Annotated in this window: 26 protein-coding genes and 3 pseudogenes; 7 read left to right on the forward strand and 22 right to left on the reverse strand. The window is 36.6% G+C overall.

All coding sequences use genetic code 11. The features are described from left to right. Positions 1–14: 14 nt before the first annotated feature. Positions 15–587: an ECF transporter S component gene (locus SRT_RS05595; protein WP_128833348.1), complete on the reverse strand. Its 573-nt coding sequence runs from the start codon at positions 585–587 to the stop codon at positions 15–17. Continuing rightward, a complete protein-coding gene (locus tag SRT_RS05600; protein ID WP_128833349.1) occupies positions 584–1435 on the reverse strand; it encodes a pyridoxamine kinase in 852 nt (283 codons plus the stop codon). The genes SRT_RS05595 and SRT_RS05600 overlap by 4 nt, the downstream gene beginning before the upstream one ends. Before the next feature lie 97 nt (positions 1436–1532). Between SRT_RS05600 and SRT_RS05605 the strand changes: the two genes are divergently transcribed. Further along, the gene (locus tag SRT_RS05605; RefSeq protein ID WP_128833350.1) at positions 1533–2795 is read left to right on the forward strand and encodes an aminotransferase-like domain-containing protein; all 1263 of its coding nucleotides are present in this window, start codon (positions 1533–1535) and stop codon (positions 2793–2795) included. Between the two features lie 139 nt (positions 2796–2934). On the opposite strand, the gene mmuM is transcribed toward SRT_RS05605, so the two are convergent. The 8 genes and pseudogenes from mmuM to SRT_RS05645 all read right to left on the reverse strand — a co-directional run bounded on the left by mmuM (position 2935) and on the right by SRT_RS05645 (position 9951). Beyond that, a complete protein-coding gene (gene mmuM, locus SRT_RS05610; RefSeq protein WP_128833351.1) occupies positions 2935–3885 on the reverse strand; it encodes a homocysteine S-methyltransferase in 951 nt (316 codons plus the stop codon). Positions 3886–3894: 9 nt separating this feature from the next. Beyond that, positions 3895–5271 (reverse strand): amino acid permease, encoded by a 1377-nt coding sequence (locus tag SRT_RS05615; RefSeq protein WP_128833352.1) that lies wholly within the window; start codon positions 5269–5271, stop codon positions 3895–3897. A gap of 340 nt (positions 5272–5611) precedes the next feature. Continuing rightward, positions 5612–6205, reverse strand: a complete 594-nt coding sequence (gene yihA / locus SRT_RS05620; protein WP_128833353.1) for a ribosome biogenesis GTP-binding protein YihA/YsxC — start codon at positions 6203–6205, stop codon at positions 5612–5614. Positions 6206–6214: 9 nt separating this feature from the next. After that, positions 6215–7446, reverse strand: a pseudogene (gene clpX / locus SRT_RS05625) (ATP-dependent Clp protease ATP-binding subunit ClpX). A 24-nt stretch (positions 7447–7470) separates the two neighbouring features. After that, complete coding sequence (locus tag SRT_RS10425; RefSeq protein WP_002262815.1) at positions 7471–7641, reverse strand: hypothetical protein; 171 nt, start codon at positions 7639–7641, stop codon at positions 7471–7473. Between the two features lie 17 nt (positions 7642–7658). After that, positions 7659–8171 carry a dihydrofolate reductase gene (locus tag SRT_RS05635; protein ID WP_128833354.1) on the reverse strand — a complete coding sequence of 171 codons (513 nt, stop codon included), beginning with the start codon at positions 8169–8171 and terminating at the stop codon, positions 7659–7661. Positions 8172–8253: 82 nt separating this feature from the next. Continuing rightward, positions 8254–9033: a nicotinamide riboside transporter PnuC gene (pnuC, locus tag SRT_RS05640; protein WP_128833355.1), complete on the reverse strand. Its 780-nt coding sequence runs from the start codon at positions 9031–9033 to the stop codon at positions 8254–8256. Positions 9034–9111: 78 nt separating this feature from the next. Then, on the reverse strand, positions 9112–9951 hold the full coding sequence (locus SRT_RS05645) for a thymidylate synthase (RefSeq protein ID WP_128833356.1): 840 nt from the start codon (positions 9949–9951) through the stop codon (positions 9112–9114). A 206-nt stretch (positions 9952–10157) separates the two neighbouring features. Between SRT_RS05645 and SRT_RS05650 the strand changes: the two genes are divergently transcribed. From SRT_RS05650 to trhA, 4 genes and pseudogenes are all read left to right on the forward strand, one after another. Then, entirely contained in the window at positions 10158–11333 is a 1176-nt protein-coding gene (locus SRT_RS05650; protein WP_128833357.1) for a hydroxymethylglutaryl-CoA synthase, read from the forward strand. Continuing rightward, positions 11323–12594, forward strand: a pseudogene (locus SRT_RS05655) (hydroxymethylglutaryl-CoA reductase, degradative). Before SRT_RS05650 ends, SRT_RS05655 begins: the two are co-directional and overlap by 11 nt. 142 nt (positions 12595–12736) lie before the next feature. Further along, positions 12737–13210 (forward strand): DUF1836 domain-containing protein, encoded by a 474-nt coding sequence (locus SRT_RS05660; protein WP_128833358.1) that lies wholly within the window; start codon positions 12737–12739, stop codon positions 13208–13210. Next, positions 13179–13835, forward strand: a complete 657-nt coding sequence (gene trhA / locus SRT_RS05665) for a PAQR family membrane homeostasis protein TrhA (RefSeq protein WP_128833359.1) — start codon at positions 13179–13181, stop codon at positions 13833–13835. The genes SRT_RS05660 and trhA overlap by 32 nt, the downstream gene beginning before the upstream one ends. Positions 13836–13917: 82 nt before the next feature. Here trhA and fni read toward each other — a convergent pair whose 3' ends face one another. The 12 genes and pseudogenes from fni to SRT_RS05725 form a co-directional block, all read right to left on the reverse strand. Further along, positions 13918–14913 (reverse strand): type 2 isopentenyl-diphosphate Delta-isomerase, encoded by a 996-nt coding sequence (gene fni, locus SRT_RS05670; RefSeq protein WP_128833360.1) that lies wholly within the window; start codon positions 14911–14913, stop codon positions 13918–13920. Positions 14914–14922: 9 nt separating this feature from the next. Continuing rightward, entirely contained in the window at positions 14923–15921 is a 999-nt protein-coding gene (locus SRT_RS05675) for a phosphomevalonate kinase (RefSeq protein ID WP_128833361.1), read from the reverse strand. Position 15922: 1 nt separating this feature from the next. Then, positions 15923–16855, reverse strand: coding sequence for a diphosphomevalonate decarboxylase (mvaD, locus tag SRT_RS05680; RefSeq protein WP_128834042.1), 933 nt, complete (start codon positions 16853–16855; stop codon positions 15923–15925). A 184-nt stretch (positions 16856–17039) separates the two neighbouring features. Further along, positions 17040–18044, reverse strand: a complete 1005-nt coding sequence (locus SRT_RS05685) for a glutathione S-transferase C-terminal domain-containing protein (RefSeq protein WP_128833362.1) — start codon at positions 18042–18044, stop codon at positions 17040–17042. Then, the gene (locus tag SRT_RS05690) at positions 18045–19007 is read right to left on the reverse strand and encodes a glutathione S-transferase family protein (protein WP_128834043.1); all 963 of its coding nucleotides are present in this window, start codon (positions 19005–19007) and stop codon (positions 18045–18047) included. A gap of 152 nt (positions 19008–19159) precedes the next feature. Continuing rightward, on the reverse strand, positions 19160–19645 hold the full coding sequence (locus SRT_RS05695; protein ID WP_128833363.1) for a GNAT family N-acetyltransferase: 486 nt from the start codon (positions 19643–19645) through the stop codon (positions 19160–19162). Positions 19646–19657: 12 nt separating this feature from the next. Continuing rightward, positions 19658–20503, reverse strand: coding sequence for a transporter substrate-binding domain-containing protein (locus SRT_RS05700; RefSeq protein WP_128833364.1), 846 nt, complete (start codon positions 20501–20503; stop codon positions 19658–19660). Positions 20504–20656: 153 nt separating this feature from the next. Next, positions 20657–21421 (reverse strand): amino acid ABC transporter ATP-binding protein, encoded by a 765-nt coding sequence (locus SRT_RS05705; RefSeq protein WP_128833365.1) that lies wholly within the window; start codon positions 21419–21421, stop codon positions 20657–20659. A 9-nt stretch (positions 21422–21430) separates the two neighbouring features. Continuing rightward, positions 21431–22105, reverse strand: a complete 675-nt coding sequence (locus tag SRT_RS05710; RefSeq protein ID WP_128833366.1) for an amino acid ABC transporter permease — start codon at positions 22103–22105, stop codon at positions 21431–21433. An 8-nt stretch (positions 22106–22113) separates the two neighbouring features. Further along, complete coding sequence (locus SRT_RS05715; RefSeq protein WP_128833367.1) at positions 22114–22806, reverse strand: amino acid ABC transporter permease; 693 nt, start codon at positions 22804–22806, stop codon at positions 22114–22116. A 9-nt stretch (positions 22807–22815) separates the two neighbouring features. After that, positions 22816–23669: pseudogene (locus tag SRT_RS05720) on the reverse strand (amino acid ABC transporter substrate-binding protein). A 23-nt stretch (positions 23670–23692) separates the two neighbouring features. After that, complete coding sequence (locus SRT_RS05725) at positions 23693–24700, reverse strand: uroporphyrinogen decarboxylase family protein (protein WP_128833368.1); 1008 nt, start codon at positions 24698–24700, stop codon at positions 23693–23695. Positions 24701–24951: 251 nt separating this feature from the next. Between SRT_RS05725 and SRT_RS05730 the strand changes: the two genes are divergently transcribed. Then, on the forward strand, positions 24952–25863 hold the full coding sequence (locus SRT_RS05730) for a LysR family transcriptional regulator (RefSeq protein WP_128833369.1): 912 nt from the start codon (positions 24952–24954) through the stop codon (positions 25861–25863). A gap of 276 nt (positions 25864–26139) precedes the next feature. Then, positions 26140–26490, forward strand: a complete 351-nt coding sequence (locus tag SRT_RS05735; protein WP_128833370.1) for a DUF1304 domain-containing protein — start codon at positions 26140–26142, stop codon at positions 26488–26490. The last annotated feature ends 50 nt before the right edge of the window (positions 26491–26540 follow it).

The raw sequence follows: 26540 nt of genomic DNA on the forward strand, positions 1-26540 counted from the left end.
TACAATTTGAGAGGCTAAAACCAATGTTTTAGCCTCTCTTTTGCTTTTTTGAAATTATTTTTTACCTTGGACAATCTTTTAAAAATGGGATAGAGTATGGGAACAGCTACAACGGTAACAATCGAAGTTCCAAAAGTACCTGTGATTTTAGCCAAGGCTCCCGTCATTGCTGGAAGTAGAGTCAAGCCACCAATGAAACTGTTAATCAGCGTATATTTAAAAAGATTGAGGATAATCTTTGTCACTGCAGCAATAAGACCAACAGTAAAAATAGTCGCCGGCTTATCATTAGCTTTCATCGCTTTCTCATAGACTAAATGCAAAACATAGCAAACAAGCAGTGATTCTAAAATAGTTATCCAAACTTCTGCCGCATAACCATTGAAAATATCAAAAAGTCCCAAACCAAGTGCAGCTGCTAAAGCGCCAAAACCTGAACCAAAAACAAGAATAGCGATAACCACTAAGGCATTGCCCAAATGAACAAACTGCGGTCCCACCTGAATACGCAGAAATTGGACAGTGACTAAAATCAAAGCTGCAAATAAACTCACTTCTATCAAACGACGTAATTTTTGTTTTTTCATTTTTTCTCCTCTAATAATAATTGATAATTCTTTATTAAATCAAGTAAATGCGGTTCATAACAAAGTCCATATCTTAAATCTCTTTCTAATGCTAGGGTCGTCACCATGACTTCATTCAAAAAATCCAAAGCAAGGCGACCAGATTTCTCAAGAGAAATTCCTCTAAAATAAGCAGAAGACAGGATTGCTGTTAATATGTCTCCTGTACCATAAAAATGTTGTGGATAACGTTTAGCCATCAAGTAGCTCATTTTGTCTTTTGTACGGTCATAAATGGCTAAACCAATCTTATCTGCTTCAAAAGTAACACCTGTTAAAACAATATAAGAAGGGCCTAAAGCCGCTAATTTTTTTAACAGTCTTTCGACTTGACTAGGCTGATAATCCTCCTCCAAATAAGCTGTTTTTGTTAAAAAAGCAGCTTCAGTTAAATTGGGAATAATAACGTCAGCTTTTTGGCATAGTCGTCGCATATGATTAGCATGGTCTTGATCAAATCCCTGATAAAAACAGCCATTATCTCCCATAATAGGATCTACAAATAAAGGCAGCTGTTTTGCCCTTGCAAATTCTAAGAGCAAGTCTATTTGCTGACTATTCTTGAGATAGCCAGTTACCAGACCATCAAAAGCGATTCCTAAATTCTGCCACTGGGCTAAAAAGCCTGTCATACCTACTGTATAATCATCTATACGAAGCTGTTTGAAACCAGCAGTATGTGATGATAAGAGCACTGTTGGTAAAATGGCTGTTTCTACTTGGCAAGCAGCCATAAGAGGCAGACTGCTGGCTAACGCAACCTTGCCAAGTCCCGGTAAATCATTGGCGACAAGTAAACGCGGTAACATATAAACTCCTTAATGCATTTTTCAAAATGATAAAAATATTGTAAGAAATTTCAAAATAGAGTACAATAGAAAGAAATTTAAACTGTATGGGGACAAAATGGTTAGTAAATATCATGAAATTATTTCAAATATTATACAGCAAATTGAAGATGGCCAATTAAAACGCGGTAATAAACTGCCTTCTATTCGTCAACTGAGCCAAGATTTTCACTGCAGCAAAGATACTGTCCAAAAAGCTTTGTCAGAATTGAAATATCAAAAGTATATTTATCCTATCCTCAAAAGCGGTTATTACGTTTTTGAGGATAATCATGAAGAAGAGATCCTACCTCCAATCTCTCCTTCTAATTACCACAATATTGCTTATGAAGATTTTAGAACCTGCATGAATGAGACTTTAGTTGGGCGAGAAGATTATCTCTTCAATTACTATCATCAAGAAGAAGGATTGGAAGAGCTGACGCAATCTTTACAGGCGCTTTTCGTAGACGAAGCCATTTACAGCAAAAAAGAAAATATCGTTGTCACTTCTGGCAGCCAACAAGCCCTTTACATCCTATCACAGATGACCTTTCCCAATCAAAAAGAGACTATTTTGCTGGAACAGCCGACCTACCATCGCATGAACACCTTGGTTAAATCGCAAAATCTTCCCTACTTAACTATCAAAAGGGATTTTAACGGACTTGATTTTAATCAACTAGAGGAGATTTTTAAACAAGAAAAGATTAAGTTCTTTTATACTATTCCGCGTCTGTCTAACCCTTTGGGCTTGTCATACAGTCACAAAGAAAAACAAACTTTGGTAGAATTAGCTCATAAATACGATGTCTACATTATTGAAGATGACTATATGGCGGATTTTGACAGAGTCAGCAATGTTTCTTTACATTACTTAGATACCAACGATCGGATTATTTATTTAAAATCGTTTTCTATGTCGCTTTTTCCTGCTTTACGTTTAGGAGGTTTAATCCTTCCTAAGAAACTCTTGAAAAAGTTTCTTGATTATAAAAATCTGATTGATTACGATACCAATCTTATCATGCAAAAGGCACTCTCTTTGTATATCGATAATGGTATGTTTGCTAAAAATAAGAAACGTCTCAAACAAATGTATTATCAAAAAACATTTGAGTTAGAAAAAGAATTTTCAACTTTCACTCTTAATCTTCCTCATCATATTTTCCAAGATTCCTTGATATTACAATTACCAACTAAAGTTAACCTTGCTCCTTTAAAATATAGACTCCATTCGCCTAATTTTTTGGAAAAAAATTATATTAATACTTGCCCTTACCACTTTATTCAGCTGCAAGCAGGAGAAAACTGGCAGGATTTGCTAACTATTTTAGAGTAAAAATACAGACTAGAACAATCATTCCAGCCTGTATTTTTCGATAGCTTAAAAGTACTATAGCTATAGCTCTTTGATGAGAATTTAATCTTACTTTATTTTAAAACAATCCACCATAACCTTTAAATTCTCTGTCAATTGCTCATCCTCTCAGACCTCTGCTTAAACTTTCAATATCACTTGGTCTCGTACGACAGCAACCACCCACTACTTTGGCACCGAATGTATGCCAAATTTTAGTATTTTCTAAAAGCGTATGTGATATATCAGCAGATTGTGTCCACATTTGGTGTTGACCATCATAGACCTCACCAGAATTAGGATAAGTCACTAAAGGTTTATCTGTTATATTGGCAATCTTTTTCAAAAGACTGCTGTACACTGACGGTGAGCTGCAATTAATACCTAAAGCCAGAATTTGCGGCACCTTATCAATCAGTTCAGCCACTTCTTCTATGGCCGTTCCGTCAGAAATCGTAGTGCCATTTTGAGCTGTAAAACTCATATAAGCTTCTACAGACGGAAATTCTTCCTGTAAAAGTTCAACCAAGGCCTGTGTTTCTAGGAAATTTGGAATAGTCTCAAGCGCTAATAAATCAATACCCTTACCAACTAAGATTTTAATACGTGACCTATGAAAATCTTTAAGAGCTTCCTTATCAAGCTGACCATAATTCCCTGTATATTCAGAACCATCAGCTAAATAAGCCGCATAAGGGCCAACATCACCACTAATTAAAGGATAGGGCCGATCTTGTTTTTCTTTTTCACTTAGCTCTTGCCAAACTTTTTCTCTGGCATTTTTAGCTAAACTAACTGTCAAAGCAATCGTTTTTTCAGCCTCTTCCTGACTTAAACCATAGTCACATAATCCTTGGAGACTGGCTTGATAACTAGATGTGGTTACAATATCAGAACCTGAACGTAAATAAGTTTCATGAATCGTTTGAATGATACTTGGATTTTCCAAAAGGTATTTGGCCGACCATAGTTTGCCTGAAACATCATAACCCAAAAATTCCAATTCTGTTCCCAAAGCACCGTGTAAAATAAGATAGTCTTCTTGATTTAATAATGTTTTGAAACGTCCCATATGATCTCCTTACAATGTCTTATGCCGCCAATAATAATAAAGATAGCAAAGTAGGATAAAAGGTATACCGAAATAAAGACCCGCTCTTTGTGACGCATCCCAAGCAATACCAATGATCGAAATCAATAATAGCACAATCGTAATATATGGTAAAACTGGTGTAAAAGGCGTTTTGTAAGACAAGTCTTCTTCTGTATGACTTTTCAGCCATTCCTTACGAAAATTAATTTGTGCCATAGGAATGGACAACCAGACTACAACCACAGCAAAGCCAGCGATTGACACCAGAGCCAAATAAACGGTATCTGCCGCATAGATACTTGAAAACAAGGCTAAAACAGCACCCGCCATCGATAGGAGCAAAGCTCGCATAGGAACACCATGTTCATTGATTTTAACAACCTTCTGGCTAATCATACCTTCGTTAGCCAAAGACCAAAGCATGCGGCTGGAAGCATAAAGCCCTGAATTACCAGCAGACAAAATAGCTGTCAAAATGACGAAATTCATGATATCAGCAGCAAAAGGAATGCCCATCTTATCAAAAACATCAACAAAGGGAGCACTGGATACACCTGCTTCTTTCATTGGTAAAAGCGATGCTAAGACAACAATTGTCAATACAAAGAAAATCACTAAACGACCAATTGTTGTTTTAATTGCCTTGGGAACAGCCTCCTTAGGATTGTTCGTTTCACCCGCTGCAATCCCGATGAGCTCTGTTCCAGAAAAGGCATAATTAACAGCCAACATGACTGATATTAATGCTGGCAGTCCCTTTGGCAGAGCTCCATGAGCTGTCAAATGACTAAAAAGAAATGCTTCGTGCTTACCATTAAAAGAAACCAGACCAAACATAGCTCCAAAGCCAAGAATAATGAAAACAAGAATAGCTAAAACCTTTATACTCGAAAAGAAGGATTCTGCTTCAGCAAAAGAACGAACACTGAGAGCATTGAGACCAAAAATAAGCAAGGCAAAAAGTGCCGCAAAGACCCAAGTGGGAACATAAGGAATCCACCGTCCCATCAGCATACCTGCACCAAGAAACTCTGTCCCTAAAGCAACCGTCCAACAAATCCAATAAAGCCAAGCAATGGTAAAACCAGTTCCGGGACTGATAAACTTGGTAGCATAGGTATGAAAAGAACCTGTAACAGGCATAGCTACTGCTAATTCACCCAAAGAAAGCATCACAAGGTAAACGACAATAGCACCAACTAAATAAGAAATCACCGCTCCCAAGGGACCAGCTTGAGCAATTGTATAGCCTGAACTTAAGAAAAGCCCTGTTCCAATCACACCGCCTAAGGACAGCATAAAGAGATGACGGCTGGTCATTTTTCGCTTAAACTGACCTTCATTTTCAAAATTATGGTTTTCCATAAGTCCTCCTAAAGCTTAATAGCTTTATCATAACACAATTCACTCATCTTAGATAATAGCTATTTTCTATCAAGCCGTTAGTTAGAGACTATAACAAGATTTTTCATTGAATACACCTAATTACATGGAAATATTAAATTCAGAGGGATGTATTAATTTATCAAAAAAGCCGTAGTCTTACACACATCAAAACGTTTCTATTGCTTCATTTTTCTCCACTCTAGACAAAGCATCCACAGACTTATTTTATCTAAAAAAGCAAAAAGGTATGATTCACTATGTCTATAGGAATCACACCCTTCATCTAATCTACTCTTTAACTATTTTCACCTCGGGAAATTTAAAGAGACTCTAAAATGGCATCCCAAGATGTATCCAAACCTGTCCGATCAACTGATGAAAAGATGATAAAAGCATCATTGGAATCAAAATCAAGTTTCTTTTTTATAGCAAATTCCTGTTTATTCCATTTGCCGCGAGGAACCTTGTCAGCCTTTGTCGCAACTAAAATAACAGGAATTTCATAGTATTTTAAAAAATCATACATCTGTACATCATCTGAACTGGGATCATGACGAAAATCAACCAGACTCACGACTGCTCGTAAATTGTCACGACTAGTTAAATACTCTTCAATCATTTTGCCCCACTTGGCGCGCTCCTTTTTTGAAACCTTGGCATATCCATAACCGGGCACATCCACAAAGCGAAGCTTATCGTCGATATTATAAAAATTCAACAATTGTGTCTTTCCGGGCTTACTAGACGTACGAGCCAGATTTTTTCGGCCTAACAGCGTATTGATAAAAGTGGATTTACCAACATTAGAGCGGCCAGCTAGGGCAATTTCAGGTAAGTCATCTTGAGGGTAATGCGATTTATTGACCGCACTAAGAAGAATAGAGGCATTGTGGGTATTTAAAAATTCACTCATCACATCTCCTTAGGAAGCTGTCTCAAGAATAGGTTTGTCTGTTCCTTCCACCGCTTTCTTAGTAATGCGAACGCAAGTGACATCCTCTTGACTCGGAATTTCAAACATCAGATCCAGCATTGTTTCTTCAATAATAGAGCGAAGACCGCGTGCTCCCGTCTTACGTTCAATCGCTTTTTGAGCAATCGCTTGAAGTGCTTCTTGATCAAATTCAAGCTCAACACCATCGTATGATAGAAGTGTCTTATACTGCTTGACCAAAGCATTTTTAGGTTCTGTCAAAATCTTAACCAAATCATCAACCGTTAATTGCTCAAGAGCAGCTAAAACTGGCAAACGGCCAATAAACTCTGGAATAAGACCAAATTTTTGAATGTCTTCTGAAATAATTTCTTGCATATAAGACGATTTATCATCAACCTTCTTATTATTTTGACCGAAACCAATAATTTTCTCACCTAAACGCTGTTTAACGATATCTTCAATACCATCAAAAGCACCGCCGACAATGAAGAGAATGTTTTTCGTATCAATCTGGATCATTTCCTGTTGCGGATGTTTCCGACCACCTTGTGGTGGCACACTAGCTACTGTTCCTTCAATAATCTTAAGCAGAGCTTGCTGGACACCTTCACCGGAAACATCACGTGTGATGGAAACATTTTCTCCCTTTTTAGCAATCTTATCAATTTCATCAACATAAATAATGCCACGCTCCGCACGTTCAACATTATAATCAGCTGCCTGAATCAATTTAAGCAAGATGTTTTCAACATCTTCACCTACATAACCTGCTTCAGTCAAGGCTGTTGCATCAGCAATAGCAAAGGGCACATTGAGACTCTTAGCCAAAGTCTGCGCTAAGAAAGTTTTCCCAGAACCTGTTGGTCCAATCATAAGAATATTTGATTTTTGCAAGTCAACATCTTGATCGTCTTGGCTCTCAGTAAAACTGATACGCTTATAATGATTATAGACAGCAACTGCTAAAGCACGTTTGGCACGGTCCTGACCGACAACATAACTGTCTAGTATTGCCAACAGCTCTTTTGGTTTTGGAACTTCTGAAAGATCAGCCAATATCTCTTCTGCTAGTTCTTCACGGATAATTTCTTGTGATAATTCGACACATTCATTGCAAATAAAAACGCCATTACCTGCAATAATTTTTTAACTTCATCTTGATTTTTGCCACAGAATGAGCAATGCACTGTGACATCATTGGTTCTATTTCCAGCCATTTTTTCCTCTAACTTCTAATTTTCTTAAAACAGGGTTCCATAAAAAGCATGAATGGTATTTACAATATTAGTCAGAGCATTTAACAAGAAAAACACTCCTAAACCGTAACGATTTTTCTTAAATGCAGGAACAGCACATAAAATACAAATCACAAATAAAAAAGCAGTAAATACACCAAAAATACTTCTTTGCATATCTTAAGTCAATCTCCTCATTCCTTTTTCTCAAGTACAGTAACAGTAAAGTCATGACTGTTATTTTCATCTTTTTCAAAAAAAGCTTGAGAAATTTCCTGAAAACCGGAAAAATCTCTTAGAGGAAAATAAGTATCTCCTTCAAACTGTCCATGAACTGATGTTTTTATTATTTTATCATAATAACTTTCAAAAGCTTTATAAATAGATGCACCACCAACAATAAATAAACTTTTGTCTTGCTGCCTGTACCAAGAAAGAGCTTCTGAGACACTATGGACAATGCTTACACCTTCTGCTTTAAACTGTGGATCATGAGTTAAAATCAAGGTGTCACGTCCAGGTAACACACGGCGGTTCATGCCATCAAAAGTAACGCGTCCCATCAATAGAGCCTGCCCCATGGTCATTTCCTTAAAATGGTTTAACTCTTTGGGTAAATGCCAAGGAAGACTGCCTTTAACTCCAATTAAGTGCCTGTCATCTTCTGCCCAAATGGCAACAATTCTCTTTTCTCGCTTATTGTTCATACTTTTTATTTTATCAAATTTCTAAAAAAATGCATTGAAAAAACTCAAATGCATTTTTGTCTATTGTATTTAAACTCTTTATTTAAGCTAACTGTTCTTGAGTTATTTTAAGATCACGTTCCCATTTTACCCAACCAACAATACTATTAATCATATAAATAATATACATGAGCATAACATGCGGTTCTGCACCCCACCAAAGAAAAATGCTGAGAACATTGGTCGCAATCCAAAAGAGCCATTGTTCACTGTACATGCCTGTTTGCAGAAACTGACCGCTCCAATTGGTACCATCTGTTGAACTATCCCAAAAAGGGCGATGCGAACCGATTGATTGATAAATAAAGCCAAAAACCAACCAGACAATAATTGTAATTCCAAGTGATTTCAACCAGCCTAGGGGTGTCAGTTTTCGTGATTTAACATCCTTTACTTCAACTTTCTTTTCCTGTCCTTCACGATGTCCAATCAGCCAATAATAAGCACCAACAAATTGCATGATAGTGAAAAACAAGGTTGTTAAAACTTCACCATAATACATATTTTCAAAACTGAGATAAAGATAGAGCATTTCATGAATAAAACCGATGAAATAATTACTGATACGCCCCTCAGCAACAAAGATAACACACAGAATTCCTGTAAGTGCTGCCGCAAAACCAGCAATATGTCTTGTTCCAGCGATAAATTCTAAAACCAGTGTTGGAAAACTAAGAGCTAAAAGGTATAGCCACTGCGACAGACTCCTATTTTTAACCAAATCCTCCCATAGCGCTTGTAATATCCCCCAAAAGCCTAACTTTTTCCCTTCTTGCCACAACCATTTAAAATTATCCCAGATATTACTTGCTTTTCTAGACACCGTTTTGAGCCACCTTGTCATTAATGTTTAAAATCATTATACAACGTTTTTTACATGTGTCAAGACATATATTTATTCTTAAATAGCTAAATCAAATTTTAATTGTGGTTTAACCGGTTTATAATCCAATAATTCAAAATCTTCAGGTTTAATATCAAAGAAATTAGTTTTATCTGGGACATTCAATACCAAATGCGGTTGACAAACTATTGGCTCTCTCCGCAATAATTCCTCTGCTTGTTCAAATTGATTATCATAAATGTGGAGATTATTGACAAAATAGAAGAACTTACCAACCTTCCAACCAAAGTGTTTGGCGATCATCATCTGCAAAGCGACATATTGCATGGCGTTGATATGGTGAGCAACCAGCATATCGTTAGAGCGCTGTGTTAAGGTAGCATCTAAATAAATTTCGCCATTTACACGACGAACATCGAACATGGTTTGAAAAGCACAAGGTAGGAGACCTTCTGTTTTTTCAAAGGCTTCATAATCCCAAAGAGAGATGACATTGCGTCGATTCCAAGGATTTTCTTCCAATTGTTTGAGAATTTTATTCATAATATCATGTTTCTTAACAATAGCACCATAACGTTCTCCGATGGTTCCTGTCTGTTTGACTTCCCAATCATTCCAATACTTAACACCGTACTTATCGTTTAAGATGGCTAATTCGTTGGTCTGATCCTGATAGATCCAGAATACTTCCTTGATAGCTGACTTGATAGCAATCGGACGAAGGGTTGTGATAGGAAATTCTCCTTTTGCAAGGTCATATTCTGCAAAAGCGCCTGTAATGTATTTAGAATTGGCTGTCTTGCCATTTTTATATTTAGGACGGGCCTGTTCGCTCCAGACACCATCGGTTAAGATTTTTTTTATATTTTTTTTGAAAATAAAATCTGCCTTAGACATTGCTTCTCCTTCTATGATTCTAAGAAAATGATTTAAACTTCTTTTAGATATTATAGCAGAAAAAATAGGTTTCGTCTGATCTGACAGATTCTCTCAAAAGCTGAATCTTTAAAAGTTTATTCATTACCTTTAGTTTAAATTGTGATAAAATAACTATGACATTTTACAAAAAAGAAACCAGATAAAAAGAAAAGAAGGATTGACTTATGAGAATTGGGATTGATAAAATTGGTTTTACAAGCAGCCAATATGTCCTGAATATGAAAGATTTAGCTGAAGCCCGTGGCGAAGATCCCCAAAAATTCAGCAAAGGACTTTTGCTGGATGCTCTTAGCATCGCTCCCATTACCGACGACATTGTCACCCTAGCAGCCGGATCAGCCAATGAAATTCTGACTGCAGAGGATAAAGAAAAAATTGATATGGTCATTTTGGCTACCGAATCCAGCGTTGATCAAAGTAAGGCTGGAGCTGTTTATGTGCATTCCTTGTTAGGTATTCAGCCTTTTGCACGCAGCTTTGAGATGAAAGAGGCATGCTACAGTGCTACTGCAGCTCTCAACTATGCTAAACTGCATGTAGAAAAACATCCTGACACGCGTGTGCTTGTTCTTGCTAGCGATATTGCCAAATACGGGATTGGAACTCCCGGAGAATCCACTCAAGGAGCCGGCAGCATTGCCATGCTGGTCAAAAAAGATCCCCGTATTCTTATTCTTCATGATGAGACCTTAGCTCAGACACGTGATATTATGGATTTTTGGCGGCCAAATTATGCGACAACCCCTTATGTTAATGGCATGTATTCTACCAAACAATATTTGGACATGCTAAAAACGACTTGGGCAGAATACCAAAAACGTTTTGATACTTCTATAGCTGATTTTGCGGCTTTTTGCTTCCACCTTCCTTTTCCTAAACTAGCCCTTAAAGGCTTCAATAAAATCATGGATAAGCATCTACCATCTGATTTGCAGGAAAAACTTAAGGTGAATTTTGAAGCTTCCATTCTTTATAGTAAGCAAATCGGAAATATCTATACAGGTTCACTCTTTTTGGGACTCCTTTCTCTTTTGGAAAATAGTCAAAATCTTGTGGCTGGTGATAAGATTGCTCTTTTTAGCTATGGTAGCGGGGCTGTTGCTGAAATTTTTACAGGAGTACTGGCTGAAGGTTTCAAAGAACAGCTACAGACTAATCGTCTTGACAAACTCAAAAGACGGATTCCCCTATCTGTTGAGGATTATGAGAAAATCTTTTTTGAAAAGGCTCAACTTGATGACAAAGGAAATGCTTCTTTTAAAGAATATCAGACAGGACCTTTTGCCTTAAAAAAGATCCTTGAACATCAAAGAATCTATGGTAAAGTCAATGAATCCTAAAAAAATGAACTGGTCAGGTTTTTCTAAAAAACATTGCAAGAACGCCTGAAACATTTAGAAAAAAATCAGCTGCTAAGCACAGAAGAGTTGAAAAAACTCTGTCAAAATCAACAATTACCTTTAGAGACTGCCAATCAAATGGTCGAAAATGTCTTAGGAACCTTTTCGCTGCCTTTCGCCCTAGCACCAGATTTCCTTATTGATGGGAAGGAATATCAGGTTCCTTTTGTAACTGAAGAGCCTTCTGTTGTTGCAGCAGCTAGTTTTGCAGCTAAAATTATCAAACGTTCTGGTGGTTTTTCTACTAAAATTCATAATCGTCAAATGCTTGGCCAAGTGGCTCTTTATGATGTGGCTGATTTTGATAAAGCACACAAAAATATCTTGGACAAGAAGGCCTTACTCCTATCTTTAGCCAATGCAGCACACCCTTCCATTGTTAAACGAGGGGGTGGTGCTTGTGATTTGTTTGTAGAAAGGAAAGATGACTTTTCTTATTGTTTACCTTCGTGTTGATACTCAGGAGGCTATGGGAGCAAATATGGTCAATACCATGATGGAAGCCTTAGTTTCTCCTTTAGAAGAGCTATCTGATGGACAAAGTCTTATGGCTATTCTTTCTAACTACGCAACAGAAGCCCTAGTGACTAGTCAATGTCAGGTTAATCTTCGTTTCCTCAGTCGTGATAAGGCAGAAGCCAAAAAAATAGCTCGAAAAATGGACTTAGCCAGTCAACTGGCTCAAGTTGATGTTTATCGAGCCAGCACCCACAATAAGGGTATTTTTAACGGTATCGATGCTCTTGTACTAGCTACAGGTAACGATTGGCGTGCTATTGAGGCTGGTGGACATGCTTATGCTAGTAGAGGTGGACATTATCGTGGTCTGTCTACTTGGTCATATGATGACAAAAATGAGATATTAAAGGGCAAGATAACCCTACCTATACCCATTGCTACTAAGGGAGGATCTATTGGGTTAAATCCAACGGTTCAATGCGCCTATGATTTGCTTGGAAATCCGACTGCTAAAGAATTAGCTGCTATCATTGCTGCTGTAGGTCTGGCTCAAAATTTTGCTGCCCTTAAGGCCTTGACCAGCACAGGCATCCAAGCTGGACATATGAAACTTCAGGCAAAGTCCTTGGCCTTGCTTGCAGGCGCTAAGGAAAAAGAAGTATCAGCTCTTGTTTCTCAGCTTCTTAAAGCTAAGCATATAAATTTGGAAACTGCGCAAGCTCTTTTAAAAAATTTAAGATAAATTTAAAAACATTATATTATAATCCTTTAAAAAATATCATTGCAAAGATGATATTTTTTCTATTCCCCACTTTTTTCTTGACAATGATTTTCGATAAAGATATAATCTAGTTATGAAGACTAGATGTTAAGGAGATAAGAATTTGGAAAGCATACTTTATCCAAAATGGGATGATTTACCTGAACTTGATTTATATTTAGACCAAGTCCTGCTCTATGTTAATCAGACCACAGACGCTGCTTCTTCTACTAAAGACAAAGGACTAACAGCTTCTATGATTAACAATTATGTTAAACATGGTCATATTGAAAAGCCAATCAAGAAAAAATATAATCGAAAACAGGTCGCTCGTTTGATTGTTATTACTGCTCTCAAAAATGTTTTTTCCATACAAGAAATCAGTCAAACTTTGACAGCTTTAACAGCACATGAAGCTTCTCAAAAACTGTACAATGATTTTGTCACCTGTATGAACACCGATGAAAAACAGGACATTGCCCCTGTAGTGGTATCGGCTTGCCAAACTCTAAAACTTTATCAGCAAACACATCAGCTTGTCTTAGAACTAGAAAGAAGTGATATCAATGAGTCCAACACAAACTCTGAAACTAAGTAAACAATTGAGTTTTGGCGAAGAGGTCGCTAACAGTGTGACACATGCTGTTGGTGCAGCTATTATGCTTGTCCTGCTGCCTATTTCCGCCATTTACAGTTATCAACATTACGGAATAGCCGCTGCGATCGGAATGTCCATTTTTGTCATCAGTCTCTTTTTGATGTTTCTGTCATCAACTGTTTATCATGCTATGACTTACGATTCACCACAAAAATATGTTCTTCGTATTATTGACCATAGTATGATTTATATTGCTATTGCAGGAAGTTATACACCAGTTGCACTTTCACTAGTCGGAGGTTGGTTAGGCTACTTTATTATTGTTCTTCAGTGGGGAACTACTATTTTTGGTATTTTATATAAGATTTTTGCTAAGAAGATTAATGATAAATTCAGCCTTTTTCTTTATTTATTGATGGGATGGCTGGTTATCTTTATTATTCCAGCTATTGTCAGCAAGACTGGTCTAGCTTTTTGGTTTTTAATGTTAGGTGGCGGCTTATCTTATACTGTTGGAGCCTTCTTCTACGCTAAAAAGAGGCCTTATTTTCACATGATTTGGCATCTCTTTATTTTACTGGCTTCTGCTTTGCAATATATCGCTATTGTCTACTATATGCTATAAAATTAAAACTCCGCTTCAAAAACGGAGTTTTCTTATTATTTAATTTTGATAACCACCTTAATGACACCTTTAAAACAAGCCATTATTGTCTCTGTCCTTCTCTTAAGCGCCCGTATAAAAGATAGTCAACATTTCGAAGATCTGCAATCGTTTGACAGTTAAGGGTGCACATGATCAGGCGCAAATCTTCTTTCCAACCATTTACAATAGCAATGACTTCATGAACAGAATGCTGCTCAACTAATTCTAACATCGTTCGAGATAAACCGACCGCTTTGGCTCCAAGGACCAAAGCTTTTATCATGTCCAGCGGATGACGAACCCCACCGCTAGCTAAGATTTCTACCTTATCCATAAACGGCTGAGCATTCAATAGAACTTGCGCTGTGGTTTGTCCCCATTGATTAAGATAAGAACGATTTCCGCCACGTCTATTTTCGATATAAGCAAAACTGGTACCGCCTCGGCCAGAAATATCGACAGTTTTAAACCCTAGGTCAATAGCGGTTTGGATTGTTTTAACGTCCATACCAAAACCAACTTCTTTTAAAATAAGGGGAAGTTGCAACTTCTTCGCATAGTCAGATAAATGTTTCTTCCAAGATCTAAATTCGCGTTCCCCCTCTGGCATAAGGAGCTCCTGCATAAGATTAATATGAACCTGAAGAAATAAAGGCTGTAAATCCCTAACTGCCTGTAAGCCAGCCTGATAAGGTTTGTCAAGGCCGATATTGGTTGCTAATAATAAATGAGGCCTGTCTTTTTTTACCTGATAAGAAGTATCGTCTGGATTTTGAAGAGCTGCGCTGTAAGAACCTGTTACAAAAAGAAGACCACAGGTGTCTGCTACCTGAGCTAATTTTTCATTAACTTCTTTCCCTTTTTGGCTTCCGCCTGTCATAGCGTTGATATAAAAAGGAAAATCAAAATCCTGACCAGCAAAATGTGTAGACAAATCAATCTCGGCTAAATCATAATCTGGTAAAGAATGATGAATGAGTTCTATGTCATCGAAACTATTATATGGCGAATGATAGTCTAAGGCATATTTTATATGGTCATCTTTTCTATTTGTCATCGATTTTTCCTATAATTTTTCTTGATAAAGCAATTCAATACCAGCTTTTTGCCAGCGTTCCACTAAAAGGTGACTGTCCCTGTCTTTAAAAGAAAGAGCAATTCCACAATCACCGCCACCAGAACCACTGCTCTTAGCAATAACATCCAGACCCTTCTCAGCTGCTTTTAATTGCCGTAAACGTTCGGTATAGATAGCTGGATTGAGATTTTCTAAGAGCTGGCTGCTAGTTGCTAAACTTTCTTTTATCACATCTTTTTGACCATTTAGCAAGCCTTGGGAAAGTTTTTCGACATTTTCCTGACTGACTTTTAAAAAGGATGGGGTGATTGAAGATTTAACAAGGTTAACCATCTCCTTTGAGATAGAGGGCTGTTTGGTCCAGCCAACGAGAAAATCACAAGCGATTTTAGGATATAAGACCGAAATGCGATAACCCCAATCTCTCTCTAAAACAGTTCTTAAGTCATCAGATACTATCCAAGTTCTGACTAATTGGCGGTCAAAAGCTGTAAAATAAACCAAATTATCATAGGTGATGCAAGCCAAATCTCCCATAGAACCATTATCACCACGCTTAATTAAAGTATAGGCAGCCAGCTTAAAGATAGTATCTGTTGATAGGTCTAACTGATAAAAACGAGAAAGAGCTTTTAGCGTTAGAACGGTGACACTGCCACTAGAACCAATCCCGAATTTTTTCCCATCGCGTCCCAATTCTCCATTAATTTCTAAGGAAAAAGGGAATAAATCAGCAACTTCTTTTCCCAAAAAATTTGCCAAAACCGTAATTGTTTCTTGGATCAGGCTATAATTGGAGTCAACCGCCATACCAACACGATAAGCAAACATATCAGACCAAATCGAAATTGCTTTGGCAGATTTGATAGTAGCTGTCATATAAATGGGAATGTTTTTAATAATAGCCGACTGACCGGGAGTTAAGACAGCATACTCACCAGCAATATAGAGTTTACCGCCTGTTTTTACTTGAATGATATCTACCATATTAGAGTTCCTTCGTTTTAGAAACAATAATCTGATAATCTTGTGCAAAAAGATTAGATAAATGCTCTAAATCTTCCTCAAGGCACAAAACTTTGACATTAGGACCTGCATCCATGGTAAAATAACACCTTTCACCCTGCTGTCGCAGTTCTTTTACTCTTTCCATAGCTTGGTAGGAAGTTTTAGTTAAATAAGAAAAAGGAGGATTAGCAGTTCTTGTTGTTGCATGCATGGCTAAAGCATTAGCTTCTGTTAATTCGCCGACTTTTTCAAAGTCAGCAGCTTTTAAATAGTCCAACATAGCCACATAATCTTTTTCAGATTGGGCAATCCAATCAGCAAAATTTGTTGAGGTCTCTGAACAACGCTGCATCCCCTGACGACTCGAAATAGGTTTTCTGCTATCGTTCAAAACCAACATAATCATCGCTAACTTTAAATCTGACGGTACAGGATAAATCTCACCTGAGTCTTTATCCCATGCCGTCAAAGGTCCAAAAAAAGAACGCGAAGAAGAACCTGAAGCAAATTTGGCTATTTGGGCAAGCTCTTTCTGAGTTGCATTTGTTTCAAAGAATATATTGGCAGCCTTAACCAAAGCTGATAAACCACTAGAACTTGAAGATAAACCAGCTGCCGTCGGCATATTGTTGGAAGTCTCTACCTTAACAAAAAAAGGAGTCTTTTTTCTGAAAAAATCCAGAACCTTACTGATTTTTCGGTGCTCTGCTTCATTTTGTAAAATATGATCAATGTAAAATTCATCAGCTTCTGCATTTTTTAAAAGAGTCAGTCTAGTTTCAGTATACATATTTTCCAAAGTCAAAGAAATACTACTGGTTGCCGGAATCATCTTTTTAGTATTTGTCTTACCCCAATATTTAATAATAGCAATATTTGCATAAGACTTTACTTTTACAGATTTTTCGGTCACTTTAGAACTTCCCTTCTTAAGATTATTCATTATGATTGCATTATCATTTTAATATAAAAATGAGAAAAAAGCGACCTTAAGCAAAAAGAAATTTCTTAACTCATTTACAAAAAAGCCTATCTGACTAAAAAATTCCCTAAGTCAGAATGTTCGTTTCTAACTTAGAGAACTGTAATTCTTTTTATCAATGCAGTAAAAATTTCTGCTCCGGTGTTTGCGATAAAACTGCCCTATCTTGCGGTTGGGACCAAATCGCATCAAAATCAATTTGATCAGCAAAACGGGAATTGAAATCCACAAATAATTTATCCTTATCTTTATCCCAACCACGCGCGATGGAATGAAAATAAGTATTATGAGCAAAAGCAGGGATGCTATATAAATCACGTGCATAAGCCCAAAGATTAGGATAATCCACAATACGATGCTTAATTGGCCCAAGATTGCGATAATAATGTGTATCAAAACGAGCTAGGGTCACAAAAAGACGAATATCACTATCTGTCACATAATCACCAAATAAGAAACGGTTGTTGGCTAAACACTCTTCAATAGTATCCAAAGTATTGTAAAAATCATCAAAAGCCTCATTATATGCTGCCAAAGATTGAGCAAACATCATGCGATAGGTGCCATTATTAACATTGAGAAAGAGAATATTATCATTGTAATCATCAATTTGCGCACGCAGCTCCTCAGGATACAAATCTGGTGCACCTGCCTTTTGAAAAGGTTTAAAAGCCACTTCAAAATAATTGGTTAAGCGATGATAATCATTATTAACGACCTTTTTACTTGTCACATCAACAAGAGCTGGAACTGTACAACGCCCCTGATAATCAGGATCTGCATTATAATAAAGCTCGCTTAAAAACTGAACACCTGTTACAGGATCTTTATGATCTTCATCATAGACAAATTCCCAGCCGTATTTCACATTTTCTTTAGAATGCCCAACCAAGTTGATGCTGATAGCGTCTTCCAATCCCAAAAGTTCTCTGACAATAGCAGCACGATTCGACCAGTGACAGCCCTTAGCCCAAAAAAGACGGTATTTTCCACTTTCGGCTTTTAGATCAGTTGCACCCTGTCCAAAAGGCTGAGTAAAATGATTCTTTTGCCGTTGAAAAGCTCCATTTTCATCAATTTCTACCTTAGTTTCAATGGGCCTCAATTTAGGTTTTATCATTTACGCCTCCTTTTTGCTAAGCAAAGCACGATTTTGTGCTTGTCGCCATTCATTTGTATCCGGTCCTTTAGGTAAGATTTGATGCGGATTGATGGTTGCACTGAGATGATAATGTTTCTTGATGTGATCAAAGTGTGTCGTTTCTTTAAAAGCGGGAATACTGTACAAATCACGCGCATAAGCCCAAAGATTAGGAAAATCAACCAAACGATTGCGATTAAGATTAAAACCATTATAATAAGCAACATCAAAACGAGCTAGGGTAACATACAAACGAATATCCGATTCCGTTAACTGATTTCCAAACAAATAACGCGATTGTCCTAAACGCTTTTCCAACCAATCCAGACGATTAAAGACAAGGTCAAAATTTTCTTCATAGGCTTCTTGGCTGGTCGCAAAACCCGCCTTGTAAACACCATTATTGATCTCATGAAAAATGATGTCATTCAAGTCATCAATTTGGCTTTGCAAAGCCTGAGGGTAGAGAAGGGGAGCATCTGGTTTATGAAAAGCTGTCCATTGCGTTTCCCAGTAACGGGTCAGATTGAAATAATCATTGTTAACCAATTGATCTGTTTTAAGATCTACAACAGCTGGTACTGTAAAACGCCCTTGATAAGTAGGATCCGTTTTTAAATAAATATCACTAAGATAATGAATTTTTAAAACAGGGTCTACCCCTTCTTCATCCAAGGTGAAAGCCCAATCCGTTCGCTCCACATCTGTCGGACGAATAGGATCTACAACACCAATACTAATAACATCGTCTAGACCCAATAATTTCAATACGATTAACTGGCGATGAGCCCATGGACAAGCATAAGATACCAATAGACGATAGCGATTTTTTTCAACAGGAAGTTGACCTTCTTTATCACCAAACGAAGTGGTGAACCGGTTTCTCTGACGAATAAAACGCCCACTCTTATCAACTTCCTTAGCAACAAATTCAGTCGGCATATCAGACATCACCTTCTTCCCAAAAGTGGTTTCTATAACATTCATTTCTTTCAAATCCAAAACGATTTAACTGTAAGCTTATGATTTGATGTTGTATAAAAACGTTTGTAAATCAGCTGATTTTTTAAGTATCGGAAAAACCTTTTCATCTCTCAATACCTCCCCTTCTCATCGTTGAATCGAAAACCTTCTGGTAAAAAGAAACCTTCTTCTTCCATCCATTGAAGATCTTCTGCTGTTCCCGCTTGAAAATGAGCAAAGGCTGTCTTATTGCGTCGAAAGCCATATTTTTCATAAAGCGTTAGAGTTTGCGGATGGGTGTAAAGAATAATATTTAAACCTTTTAGTTGCTCCAATAAGTAAAGTATTATCGTGTGACCCACATGTTGTTTCTGATAGTCTGGATCAACAGCAATATTGTAAATGGCAGCCTGAGAAACACCATCACTCAGAGCTCTGCCAAGGCCAATAATTCGCTGTTCATCTTTGATAAAAACAGTCACATCACTGTTTTTAAAAGCTTGTTCTTGTTTGTTCTCATTGGGTTCACTAATCAGTCCAACTTTCTCTAAAATTTTTGCTGCTTGCTTATAATCAATTTTATTTGGATCTGTTTCAATCGTATACTTAAAAGTCATATGTTTCCCATCCTACTTATACGTTGGAGAATAATCCTCTCCAAAATATTTTTCATTAATTTTCTTAGAAGTCCCATCCTTGACAACTTCTTTTAAAGCTTTATTGATATCTTTAACAAGTCTTTGATTACCTTTTGAAACAATTAAATAACTGTAAGGTTCTGCTAAAAGTTCCTTTTTAAGAGAGCCAGAGACAGACTTTGTTTCCAGATTATATTTAAATTCTTTTTGATAATAATCAAACATCGGCTTATCCATCAACAAGAAATCATATTTGCCACTTTCAATAGAGCGCAGTTGTGATGCCAAATCCTCCGCTGAATAATGAAAATCAATTTTTTTATGAGTATGTTTTTTATTGTATTCTTCAATGGCAGTTGTCGTATTAACGCCTGTTGAGCCAACAGTTGACAGACCATTTAAATCTGACCATGAATCAACCTTCTTAGTTAAAGGACTATTTTTCTTAAAAATAACAACATAGGCATTTTTAAAAATGGGATCTGTAAAAAGATAATTTTTCTCACGCTCAGCATTTTTAGCAAAATTATTCACACCAATTTGATAGCGATCTGAATTAAGACCTGAAAAAATAGATTCAAATTTTGTCTTTTCGATTTTTAATTGATACTGAGGCAGCTTTTTAAACATGGCCTTTAATAATTCAATATTGTGCCCTGTCAATTTATCATTTTTAACAAAGGTAAAAGGTTTGGGGGCTCCGCCGGTCGCAGCAACAATCGTCACTGTTTTCTTTGCAGCTGCTGCTTTTTTAGTTTGCTGTCGACTAAAAAGAGCAAAAATTGCCAAAATCAAAAAAATAAAAACCGCCAGTACTGTTCCTGCTTTCTTCTTCATCGCATGTTCTCCTTTATAAAATAATAATGTCCTCTTACCTGACCATCGCTTAAATACCTCACATCATCTATTTCTTATGAAATGACAGAAAATATAGAAAGTCCTTACTAACTTTTTGAACTATTCTTAACGCCAATGCAGTGGAAATTTTCCTTACAATATATAATCAACTGAGTAACTATCATCAGACAAAATCCGTGCTAAAAAGCGACGCGTTCTATCTTCTTTAGGTTTCGAGAAAAATTCTTTTGGCGAAGCTTCTTCAATGATGTGCCCACCATCCATAAAAACAACATGATTGGCCACATCTTTAGCAAAGCTCATTTCATGCGTGACCACAATCATGGTAACGCCTTCCTCAGCCAATTGCTTCATGACACCCAAAACATCACCAATCAATTCAGGATCAAGTGCCGATGTTGGTTCATCAAAAAAGATTAGATCTGGCTTGACCGCAATGGCACGTGCAATCCCAATTCTTTGCTGCTGACCACCGGATAATTGACTAGGATAATAATTTTTATAACTCAATAAGCCTACTTTTTCAAGAGCTTGTTCTGCAATTTGAATCGCTTGTTCTTTGGGAATCTTTCTTGCAGTAATTAAGCCTTCTAAAATATTCTCCAAAGCGGTTTTATTAGCAAAAAGATTATAGTGTTGAAAAACAAAGGCCGTCTTTTGGCGAATAGTCAAAATTTCTTTACGATTAAGTGTTGCCAAATCATATGATTGTCCATCCAAAGTTAAATGTCCCTGATCTGCTTTTTCCAAATGATTAAGACAGCGCAAAAAAGTTGTTTTTCCTGAACCGCTAGGACCCAAAATAACGACAACATCTCCCTTGTTAACAGTCAAACTAACATTGTCAAGAACAAGTTTATCTCCAAATTGTTTTGATAAATTTTTTATTTCTAACATGTATTCTCCTTAAGCAAAACGCTTTTCTAAAGCTGAAAAGCTCCACTGAATCAAACCACAGATAATAATATAAATAATGAAAATCACAAGATAAGATTCAAAATATTGATAGCCATGTGCTGCTTCAACCTTAGCTATAGCTGTAATATCCTTAACTGTCATGACAAAAACAAGTGAAGTTCCCTTAACAATATTAATCACCAAATTACAAAGATTGGGAAGAGCAGACCTCAAAGCCTGCGGGAAAACAATTCTAAGATAACTTTGTGTCGTTGTTAAACCAATAGACTGAGCTGCTTCCAGCTGCCCCTTATCAACCGTTAAAATAGCAGAGCGTAAAATTTCTGATAGACTTCCTGTTGTCATTAGACTAAAGATAATAAAAGCATAATAAATAGGATTAAGTTTAAAAATATCCAATCCGCTTGATTTTAAAATGGTATTTAAAACACTGGGTAAAAGACTGTAAAAAAAGAGAATCAAAAGAATAGGCGGTGTTGCTCTAATAAAAGCTAGATAGATAATCGAAAAAGTCGTCACACCTTTTACCTTGTAAATTCTACCCAAAGCCAAAAACAAAGCCGGTAAAAAGCTCAGCAGTATAGAGACCATCATGATGGCTAAAGTTACAGGAACACCTTTTAAGGAAAGTAAAAATGTATGAAAAATATAAGAAAAATCCATATGACCTCCTAAGCATTTCCTTTATTAAGACTGTGTTCCATAAAATGTGATACTAGTGATAAAACTAAGGCAATTCCCCAATAAATAAGGGCAACAGCTGTATAAGTTTCCAAGGAATAATTGCCCAAATTTCGGCTGATAATTAAATTCCCTGCTCCCATGACATCCACTAAACCGATTGTATAGGCTAGAGCTGCATCTTTCATCAAATTTAAAATGGCAGTCGTTATATTGGGTAAGGCGATTTTAAAAGTCTGTGGCAAAAGAATACGCTTAAAGGTTTGAAAGCCAGTTAAACCAATACTGAGACCGGCTTCTAATTGCCCTTTAGGTACAGCTAAATAAGCTGATTTGAAAACTTCAGAAATTGAAGCCGCAAATAGTAATACCATAGTTACAACAACAAAAATAGTGCGCGGCCAATCGTCAACATCCAAATGAAGCCACCAAGTCAGAAATTCTGGCAAACCGTAAAAGACTAGAAACAACAAAACAATCGGGGGTGTGCATCTCAAAATAAAAACATATCCTTTAGCAAAGGCTGCCCTGCTGCTTTTAGAATCCATTTGTGCCCAAGCTAGTCCTGCTCCTAATAAAGAACCCAAAAGAACAGTTAAAAAAATGACCCACAACGTTAAAGGAAGAGCATTTAAAATAGTTGGTAAAAATTTAAAAACATAAGATGGTGTATAAGAAACCATACAGACCCCCTATTTTGTAACATAATTAAAGACATCTTCTCCAAAATACTTCTTAGACAGTTTGGCTAAAGTTCCATCCTTCTTCAATTCTTTCACAGCCTTATTGTAAGCTTTAACAAACTTTTGATTGGCTTTATTACGATGAATCAATGGGTAAGTTTCGATACCTTTATAAGGAATCCAAGTCAACTTATCAGCGTACTTATGATAAGCACCATCCTTATCCTTCACAGCCTGTTTAAAGGAGAGTTTTATATCAAAATAAGCATCATAACGCCCCTCTAAAACCCAGGCATAAGCATCTGCAACCGTAAAACTTTCTGCTGATTTCAAGTCAATTGGAGTATCTTTATGTTTTTTGTTGTAAGCCTCAATAACATTCCACTGGGCATTTTGCGGAGAGATAGGAACAAGTTTGCCCCCTGATTTCGCAAAAGAATTAATACCAGTAATTGTTTTTCTTCATCTTTCCTAATAGTCAAGCCGATGACACTGGCACCAAGAGCATCTTTAGGGATAATAAATTTTTGGGCACGCTCTTTTGTATACCAAGCCCCTTTAGTCCCAATATCATACTTTCCCGATTCGAGTCCAATAAGCAAATCCTCATCACTTGTTCCTGTATATTTAAATTTATAATCAGGCAGTTTTTTATCAATAGCTTTTAAAACGTCTACTTCATAGCCTGTATTTTCTCCCTTGTCATTCACATAGTCATAGGGAGCATAATTTTGAGTATGAGCCACCTTTAAAGTAGTCACTTTCCTATTAGCACCGTTTCCCGCCAATTGACGTCCAATAATCGTCCCGCCAATAAGAAGCAGCAATACGCCTCCTGCAACAATCCATGTTTTCTTAGTCATTTGAATAGTCTCCTTCTTTCATCTTATAAAGTTACCGCTTCTTTAACCCAAGCAATACGCTCAGCAGCAATATCACTTGGAATCGTACAATCTGCTCCTATAACAGTGGCTAACGGACCAGACTCTTGCAAGAGTTTTCTTACTTCAGTTTGAATGTCATCCTTACTTCCTTTATAGAGAATACCGTCTTTAGTGTTAACAAACCCTCCCAAAACGGTTTTACCGCCAAAAAGTTTACGGCCTTGAGCTAAACTGATACCTTCCGGACCAACAGCCCAATTAAAGACTTGAGCTGGATAATCCTTGAAGAGTTTGATATCATTGCTTGCTCCTTCATAACCACAGATATGAAGAACAGTTAGACCTTGAACTTGCTGAGCAGCCTCAATAATGGTCAAATCGCTAGGTGTAATATAGTTCCGATAGTCCTCAGACGTTACATTGCTGTCTTGAATGGATTGTACACTGAAATAAACCCCTTCAATACCAGCTTCTTCAATAATTTTTTTCGTCAAGATAGCAATGTCCCCAGCGATGACATTTAAAACCTTTTTTAAAGTTTGGGCATCTTCCTTCAAAAACTGAGCAATAATGGCATCACCGTGAGCTACCTGTCCCGATAATTGCCACTTAAGATAAGTGACTGGAGCAAAAATATTATAAATAGCCACAATATCTTCAGTAAAACTTTCTTTAATAGCCTTAACTAACTGCACTTGTTGATCAAACCAAGGGTGATTGTCACCAATAGAAGAAATATTAGCTAATTCTTGAATTGACGTAACATTTTTATGAATCAATTCGTTAGGATAAGTGAAAAAACCATCGCTCATCAATTTGATAAAATCAGGTTCTACTTCTTTAATAAATTTTTGATGCCCTTGAAGATTCTTCTTAAAAAGTTCTGGATTATTGAGACCTTGTCCAAATTCTTCTTCTGCTAAAAAATGATACCAAAAACCAACAGGAACTTTGTCTACCTTTTCACCTTTAAAAGCCTTTAAGACCCATTCTTTCTTACTGTTTGCCATAAAGTCCAACTCCTTTGAAAATAATATGCCTTTATCCTAACATCTCCTCAACACCTTGCATAATCTATCTTTTTTATGGTTGGCTATAAATTTCATTTATAGCAATAAAAACAGTGCAAATCAAGGAAAAGAAAAACAATAGCAGGCCATAAGAAAAAGTTATCACTTCTTTGTTTTTCTATCAGTTTTTTTCGATTGCCAAGTGTTTCTTTTGTTATAATGTCATAAAAGTTCTAACAAGGGAGATTATTATGAATTTTCAACAATGCCGTTATGTTGAGGCTATTGCCAATACAGGTTCTTTTAGCGAGGCCGCTAAAAAACTTTATGTCACACAGCCCAATCTTTCCTCTTCAATTAAAGAGTTAGAAAATGACTTAGGAGTACAGCTTTTTATTCGCTCTAATACGGGTGCTCGCCTAACAGATGATGGTTATGATTTTCTTAAGTATGCTAAACGCATTTTGGGAGAAGCTGACCTTCTTAAAAAACGTTACCAAGACAACTACAAAAAGAGCTTTACCATTAGTTCGCATCATTATGATTTTCTATCCATTCCGCTTCTTGAAATAGCCGAAAAATTCAAAAATGACTACCAACATTTTCACCTGAATGAAACAACAACCAAAAAAGTGCTAGAGAGTGTCTTACATTTTGAAAGTGATTTAGGTATTCTTTATCTTAACAGCGATAACCGTCATATTCTAGAACGTTATTTTAAGCAGCATGATCTCACCTTTACAGCTCTTGGAGAGTTTCCAACACGTATTTTCCTTAGAAAAGGACATCCACTCGCCCAGCAAAAGGTCATTGAAAAAGTGCAATTAAAAGATTATAAACAGGTCCGTTTCAGACAAGAAATTTCAGGACTCAACTTTGACGAAGATACCCTTGATATTCCTGAAAATCAATCTGTCTTTTACAGTAATGATCGCGGTACTATCATGAATATTCTCTGTGGTTCTGATGCTTATGCTTCAGGATTGGGTATTGTTAACAGTTTTATCAAGGATCAAATTGTTCTAATCCCTCTTAAAGACAGTAAAATGCATACTCTTGGTTTTGTTAGCAATAAACGTAAACAAGAAACTGATATTACTCAGCAATTCATTACTGCTGTTAAAAACAGTCTTAGAACATACGAAAGTGGAGCACAATTGTGATTTAGCAGAAAAAGTATAAAAAAGTCAGACTGAAGACTGAACTGCTTTTTTATACATATATGTTTTGAAACTCTGAAAATGCCAATTTAAATAGCATTGATTGCGAGCGAAGCGAGCCTTAATTGAGACTTTGTCTACACTCTTAAAAATGTCCATTTGTTTCAAGCAGACTTTCAAATTTTATTTCCTTCAAGCTTCTTATAAGGACAGACAAATTTCTTGCAAAGTTTGACAACAAATTCTATAATACTAAAGCATTACTATTAGGAGGCAATCATGTCAATTATTAAAATACTTATTATCATTCTAGTCGCTTTAGAATTCTTTTACATTATGTATCTGGAAACTTTAGCCACACAGTCTACAAAGACGTCTCAAGTCTTTGGCATGACTCAAGAAAAATTAGGTGAAAAAGAAATTGATACACTGTTTAAAAATCAAGGTATTTATAATGGTCTTCTTGGTTTAGGCCTGCTTTATGGTTTGGCTTTTAATACAGCTATCATTTTACCAATCTTGATTTACATTATTCTTGTTGCTGCGTATGGTGCTTATAGCAGCAATCCAAAAATTTTGCTGACACAGGGAGGGTTAGCCATTATCGCTGCACTACTTTATCTCTTTTAATAGGTTAAAAATGAGGTCAGGATAAAAATATCCTGACCTCATTTTTTATA

Origin of the sequence: Streptococcus troglodytae, assembly GCF_002355215.1 — a bacterium.
Classification (GTDB): Bacteria; Bacillota; Bacilli; order Lactobacillales; family Streptococcaceae; genus Streptococcus; species Streptococcus troglodytae.

Coding starts and splice junctions, on each gene's coding strand:
- SRT_RS05595 (WP_128833348.1), bottom strand. CDS start 587: ATGAAAAAACAAAAATTACGTCGTTTGATAGAAGTGAGTTTATTTGCA.
- SRT_RS05600 (WP_128833349.1), bottom strand. CDS start 1,435: ATGTTACCGCGTTTACTTGTCGCCAATGATTTACCGGGACTTGGCAAG.
- SRT_RS05605 (WP_128833350.1), top strand. CDS start 1,533: ATGGTTAGTAAATATCATGAAATTATTTCAAATATTATACAGCAAATT.
- mmuM (WP_128833351.1), bottom strand. CDS start 3,885: ATGGGACGTTTCAAAACATTATTAAATCAAGAAGACTATCTTATTTTA.
- SRT_RS05615 (WP_128833352.1), bottom strand. CDS start 5,271: ATGGAAAACCATAATTTTGAAAATGAAGGTCAGTTTAAGCGAAAAATG.
- yihA (WP_128833353.1), bottom strand. CDS start 6,205: ATGAGTGAATTTTTAAATACCCACAATGCCTCTATTCTTCTTAGTGCG.
- SRT_RS10425 (WP_002262815.1), bottom strand. CDS start 7,641: ATGCAAAGAAGTATTTTTGGTGTATTTACTGCTTTTTTATTTGTGATT.
- SRT_RS05635 (WP_128833354.1), bottom strand. CDS start 8,171: ATGAACAATAAGCGAGAAAAGAGAATTGTTGCCATTTGGGCAGAAGAT.
- SRT_RS05645 (WP_128833356.1), bottom strand. CDS start 9,951: ATGTCTAAGGCAGATTTTATTTTCAAAAAAAATATAAAAAAAATCTTA.
- SRT_RS05650 (WP_128833357.1), top strand. CDS start 10,158: ATGAGAATTGGGATTGATAAAATTGGTTTTACAAGCAGCCAATATGTC.
- trhA (WP_128833359.1), top strand. CDS start 13,179: ATGAGTCCAACACAAACTCTGAAACTAAGTAAACAATTGAGTTTTGGC.
- fni (WP_128833360.1), bottom strand. CDS start 14,913: ATGACAAATAGAAAAGATGACCATATAAAATATGCCTTAGACTATCAT.
- SRT_RS05675 (WP_128833361.1), bottom strand. CDS start 15,921: ATGGTAGATATCATTCAAGTAAAAACAGGCGGTAAACTCTATATTGCT.
- SRT_RS05685 (WP_128833362.1), bottom strand. CDS start 18,044: ATGATAAAACCTAAATTGAGGCCCATTGAAACTAAGGTAGAAATTGAT.
- SRT_RS05690 (WP_128834043.1), bottom strand. CDS start 19,007: ATGCCGACTGAATTTGTTGCTAAGGAAGTTGATAAGAGTGGGCGTTTT.
- SRT_RS05695 (WP_128833363.1), bottom strand. CDS start 19,645: ATGACTTTTAAGTATACGATTGAAACAGATCCAAATAAAATTGATTAT.
- SRT_RS05700 (WP_128833364.1), bottom strand. CDS start 20,503: ATGAAGAAGAAAGCAGGAACAGTACTGGCGGTTTTTATTTTTTTGATT.
- SRT_RS05705 (WP_128833365.1), bottom strand. CDS start 21,421: ATGTTAGAAATAAAAAATTTATCAAAACAATTTGGAGATAAACTTGTT.
- SRT_RS05710 (WP_128833366.1), bottom strand. CDS start 22,105: ATGGATTTTTCTTATATTTTTCATACATTTTTACTTTCCTTAAAAGGT.
- SRT_RS05715 (WP_128833367.1), bottom strand. CDS start 22,806: ATGGTTTCTTATACACCATCTTATGTTTTTAAATTTTTACCAACTATT.
- SRT_RS05725 (WP_128833368.1), bottom strand. CDS start 24,700: ATGGCAAACAGTAAGAAAGAATGGGTCTTAAAGGCTTTTAAAGGTGAA.
- SRT_RS05730 (WP_128833369.1), top strand. CDS start 24,952: ATGAATTTTCAACAATGCCGTTATGTTGAGGCTATTGCCAATACAGGT.
- SRT_RS05735 (WP_128833370.1), top strand. CDS start 26,140: ATGTCAATTATTAAAATACTTATTATCATTCTAGTCGCTTTAGAATTC.